Annotated in this window: 5 protein-coding genes; 1 reads left to right on the top strand and 4 read right to left on the bottom strand. The window is 39.4% G+C overall.

The genetic code is table 11. The annotated features are described in order from the left end of the window. Positions 1–110: 110 nt before the first annotated feature. Together KW93_RS09450 and KW93_RS09445 are read right to left on the bottom strand one after the other, a co-directional pair. A complete protein-coding gene (locus tag KW93_RS09450) occupies positions 111–728 on the bottom strand; it encodes an NUDIX hydrolase (RefSeq protein WP_033542761.1) in 618 nt (205 codons plus the stop codon). Next, a complete protein-coding gene (locus KW93_RS09445; RefSeq protein ID WP_235318396.1) occupies positions 718–1,371 on the bottom strand; it encodes an HAD family hydrolase in 654 nt (217 codons plus the stop codon). The genes KW93_RS09450 and KW93_RS09445 overlap by 11 nt, the downstream gene beginning before the upstream one ends. Positions 1,372–1,821: 450 nt before the next feature. On the opposite strand from KW93_RS09445, the gene fosM reads away from it, so the two are divergent. Next, positions 1,822–2,244, top strand: a complete 423-nt coding sequence (fosM, locus tag KW93_RS09440; RefSeq protein ID WP_033542759.1) for a FosM family fosfomycin resistance protein — start codon at positions 1,822–1,824, stop codon at positions 2,242–2,244. 326 nt (positions 2,245–2,570) lie between these two features. Here fosM and KW93_RS09435 read toward each other — a convergent pair whose 3' ends face one another. Both KW93_RS09435 and KW93_RS09430 read right to left on the bottom strand, forming a co-directional pair. Then, on the bottom strand, positions 2,571–3,386 hold the full coding sequence (locus tag KW93_RS09435; RefSeq protein ID WP_200883334.1) for a lipid II flippase Amj family protein: 816 nt from the start codon (positions 3,384–3,386) through the stop codon (positions 2,571–2,573). Positions 3,387–3,650: 264 nt separating this feature from the next. After that, complete coding sequence (locus KW93_RS09430) at positions 3,651–4,403, bottom strand: SAM-dependent methyltransferase (protein ID WP_033542758.1); 753 nt, start codon at positions 4,401–4,403, stop codon at positions 3,651–3,653. Positions 4,404–4,699: the final 296 nt, after the last annotated feature.

The following is a 4,699-nucleotide window of genomic DNA, read 5'->3' as shown; positions in this document are numbered from 1 at the left end:
GTTTACATATCAGGAATTATGAGAAGTAAAAAATGGCAGGGGCTAATTATGCCACCTGCCATTTTATTAAGAGCATTAGAAAAAAGCCATTGTTCTAATCGATTAATTGCTCATTCAAACAACGTTGCTCTTGTCGGATTTTTTTCAAAATCAAAGAGCATGTGCAGCTGTGATTCGACATTCCGATTCAAGGACAGTTCCGGTAAATCGTGTTCTGGAAAGAACTCCACTCCTTTTGTTTCGACGCCATTTTTCGCTTCACCGCCCACAATCTCACACTGAATGAAAAGCTTATAATAATGAAAAGGCTGCGGGGGATGCGGATGTTTGTTCATATCCAGCAAGGCGAGCAGTTTTGTCGGAACCACGATATAGCCAGATTCCTCCTGGATTTCTTTGGCGATATTTTCAGCTGGCGATAAGCCGATATCACAAAATCCACCCGGTAAGGCCCAGCGATTGTCGATGTTTTCCCGGACCATTAGGATTTTTCCTTCATGGAAGACAGCACCCCGTACATCCATTTTGGGTGTCTGATACCCACTTTCCCCGGCGAAAAGGTCTTTGACTTTCTGCATATCCAATCCCGTGTGCTCTTCCATGATCTCTACGCTAATGCTTCGTAATTCTTCAAAACGCTCCAAGTCATAAACATCCTTTGAAAAGGTCAAACCCGATTGGGAGAGCGATTGAATGCGTTTGGCCCATTCCAACCATTTAAGACTCATGTTTCACACCTGATTCCAAGGAAGCCATAAAGTCAGCAACCGTTTGATAGGAGGAATTCGGGGCTACGGCAAACTCCAACGTTTGATAATCGGGCAGCCAATGGACTCCGACGGTCAAAACATTTGCTTGAATCCCAGCTTGAATGTCGGCATCGCTGTCTCCGATGAACATGGCTTCCTGCGGGCTAGCATCCAATAAATCTAAGGCTTTGAACACTCCTTCTGGATCCGGTTTCGGATGGGTCACATCATCCCCTGTGATGATGGCATCAAAGAAATGCTCCATTTGAAGCGCTTTTAACGAGATGTCCAGGCTTCTTCTGGCTTTTCCGGTGACAATTCCTAATTTTATCCCTTTCTCTTTCAAATGCAGCAATAACTCCTGAATTTCGTGATTGTGTTCAACTAATTGCGGATGCTGTTCCAGGTATTTCGCATAATACAGTTCAATGGCTTCATCTTTATTCAGATGCAGCAGGTTCTTCCGGATAATCCCGGTTTCTGATGGGCCAAACATGGCACGGATTTCTGCGGAAGAAAGCTCGCGCTGATCGAATTCCCTGAACACATATTGGAAAGCATAGTCGCAAACGGGCAACGTATTCGCCAATGTGCCGTCAAAATCAAAAATAATCGTTTTTATTGGAAACACCATCCTTGTTTTATAATAACCAAAGTTAAAGTAGAAATGAGGAATTACTAGTTCGAATTATCTGGTTATTTTTATGCTATCGGAACTCTCCTGATTTTTCCAGTTAATTTTATTCTCTAAAAATCAGTCTTAATATGAGGAATTACCGGAAGTTGATTGAAGAAAAAGGAAGATAGGAAGCGAATACTATCGCATCTTCTCTATCTTTAAGTTTGCATAAGTGTACTTTTACGAACGCTTTTATTTCCAAAATTATCTAGCTATTATTTTTAGCTCTGAGTATATTTAATGTAAGAGTTTCGATTCTAATTATATGAGAAAAGAAATGAAAACAGCCCAGCAAAATTCAAGTGGAAGTTTTGGGGCCAAGACTAGAATTTGAATGTAACTTATGTGCAGTTAAGTTACATTCAGCAATGACAAAAATTCGAGGTGAAGAAATTGTCGATCAAAGGTATTAATCACTTTTTGTTTTCTGTTTCAGACTTGGAGAAATCTATTAAGTTTTATCAGGAAGTATTTGATGCTAAGTTGTTGGTAAAAGGCAAAAATACAGCTTATTTCGATTTAGAAGGGCTCTGGATTGCTCTTAATTTAGAAAAAGATATTCCACGCCATGAAATCAATCTTTCCTACACACACGTAGCTTTCTCCATCGAAGAGGACATGTTTGATGAGATTTATAAGAAACTCGAGAGTTTACATGTGAATATACTTCCAGGACGGCCAAGAGATAAAAAAGATAAAAACTCCATTTATTTTACTGATCCAGATGGTCATAAATTTGAATTCCATACGGGTGAGCTGCAGGACCGGTTGAATTACTATAAAAAAGATAAAAAACATATGGAATTCTTTGAGTAAAAGAAGTTTCCATTGTAAATAAACAATTACCCATATTCGTTTAATTAGATTTGAATGTAACTTAATAGTAAGTAAGTTACAGTTAGATTCTTGATTCCATTGATTTCACTAGTAAATCATACATAACTGGTTCCATTAGAAAAAAAGATACATTCAAAACAAGGTTCTGTAAGCCTTTAAAGCTTGAATCTCAAAAGTAACTAGATTTACATATCATGAGGTTATCGGAAGTAAAAAGGAAGACTGGATGCTTACAAACTTGCATCCAGTCTTCCCTTATTTAGAGAGATAATTTTGTTTCTAAATAACAACCTGTATTTGGTAGATTACACAATAAATTTCGTGAACCACGCTATGTATCTTGCCCCAGGTAAAAAGAATAATTGAGCAAGTATCGTACCCAGTAAGCGGGAAGCGATCATCATTAAAGCGATGCTTTTAAGATTCAGGTAACTGCCGCGCCGATTGAGAACATCATCAGCTAACACAGAGATTTTGGGATCGACAAAAACAATCAGTAGAATAGTGGCCAATCCATTGATTAGACCTGAAGCCATAATCGCTGTAGCAGCTCTTTCCGGAACGATAATGGCTGCATAAAGTGCAGAAAGAACGCCAATTGTGTATACAGCGGTAATGATCATATTGATGAAAAATAACTGGACCGGAATATCCTTTAAACGGACGCCTTTTAAGTAAGAAGGCTTTGGCAGGTGAATGTGTCCGATTCCTCTTCTGATATAGCCAATACTCATCCCTTTTTTGACCAGTCCGGGAATAGATCCTCTTTCGGCTGATAAGTGAATGATTGCACGCGAAAAGATAGAGATAAAAGTTGGGAGTAAAAGAATCCCTAAAATCGTTCCGATTGTAGAAGAACCAATGATAATCCGGTATTGTGCCTCGACAAATTCAAATGTATTCGTCTCTGGAGCAGAGTCAATTAAACTCCCAGTAAATGGCTGCTGCATCATATTTGCTAAACGGGAAACCATTACCATGACATTGAACAAGGAAAGAGCAGATGCCAGCAGGCGTACTCTTACTCCAGATAAGCGAACGGCATAGGCAAGAGTTTCAATAGAATGGATAATCAAAACGAATAGAGCAATCAAAATTAATTTCTCTGTAAAAAGTTCCAAAAGAAAACCTACTTTTATTTTTTATCCTTATATTACCATAGACTTACAGTTGATTAATGAAAAACGAAATTATTGTTTTCCAATTATAAAAATTTAAATGATTTTTAATAATTCAACGGAACGATACTTCTAGAAAACTATATTAGTTTATATATGAGGGATTATCGGAAGCGTTATCAGGCAATCTTAAAACCCGAAGACTGGCTGCTTTTCAAAAGAGCCGGTCTTCGGGTTTCAAGTATATAAAAACCTTTTATTCTATCGTTAATTCCTTTTCAGTTTTACAAGATAGGACATGGCTTCGTGCAACGGGGCCTTCTCCGTATAGACACCTTTTTCGTAGTCCATTGCTCCTCCAGGTTCGCAGTAGATCAGGCTTAAATCGAGATTCTGAATCAGCAGGGAGAAATCGGCAGGTGAGTAACACCTCAAGGATTGCGTAACTTTCTCTGTTGCAGCTTCCTCATTCCACCATGTATCAAGCATCCGGCAGCCCATTGCATCAAAACTGTACTTTCTCACAACATTCTCAGTCAAGTACATTTCCTGCCCGGCGACCTTTGCCCAAAACCAGGGCGTATATACATCGATCAACGCCGTGCCGTCTGGCTTCAGCCAGTTTCGTATGCGATTCAGTAACTTTTGCTGTTCCATATCAGAACCGATACCAAATCCGTCCCAGTAACAGACCACATCAAACACATCCGGTATGTCTGCAGTATAGAAATCGCCGTTGAGGATGGTTAATCGTTCGCTGACACGTTGTTCTTCCGCCAGCTGTCGGATGTACTGCGCGGCCTCATTAATTAGTTCAATTACGGTAACATCATACCCCTGCTTGGCAGCGGCCACTGCAAAATAGCCTTTTCCTCCACCAAGTTCAAGGATTTTCTTGCCCCGCTGGTCGGCTAAACACTCGATTTTTTGCAGCAGTCCTTGCTGTGCGTTTAACATCTCCTCATCATTCAAATTCATCCATTTATATTGTTGATTATAAAACTTCTCGATCCATTTCACTTAGAACCACTCCTTCAGGTGAATTTATTCCTAACAAGAGTCTTCTATTTTCAAGTTTCTGATCCCCATCTGTTCCATCTCCTGTTCTCTCGTGTTATTTTAGGGCAATTCCAAAAGGAAAATGTCGAATCCTATGATTATGTACTTTTAAAATAGGAACTTGCAATATCAACTCAATCAGGAAGTGAGTTCCTCATATGATTCAATCAACTCCTGGGGGCTGACTGCGTACAAATCTTCAAAATTGCATAATGGATGCTTTTCAACATAGCTTTTTACCATTTCATAGGCAAAGG

The organism is Planococcus sp. CAU13 (assembly GCF_000775575.1).
Classification (GTDB): Bacteria; Bacillota; Bacilli; order Bacillales_A; family Planococcaceae; genus Planococcus.
This window is presented reverse-complemented; position numbering and strand designations above follow the sequence as displayed.

Coding starts and splice junctions, on each gene's coding strand:
- KW93_RS09450 (WP_033542761.1), bottom strand. CDS start 728: ATGAGTCTTAAATGGTTGGAATGGGCCAAACGCATTCAATCGCTCTCC.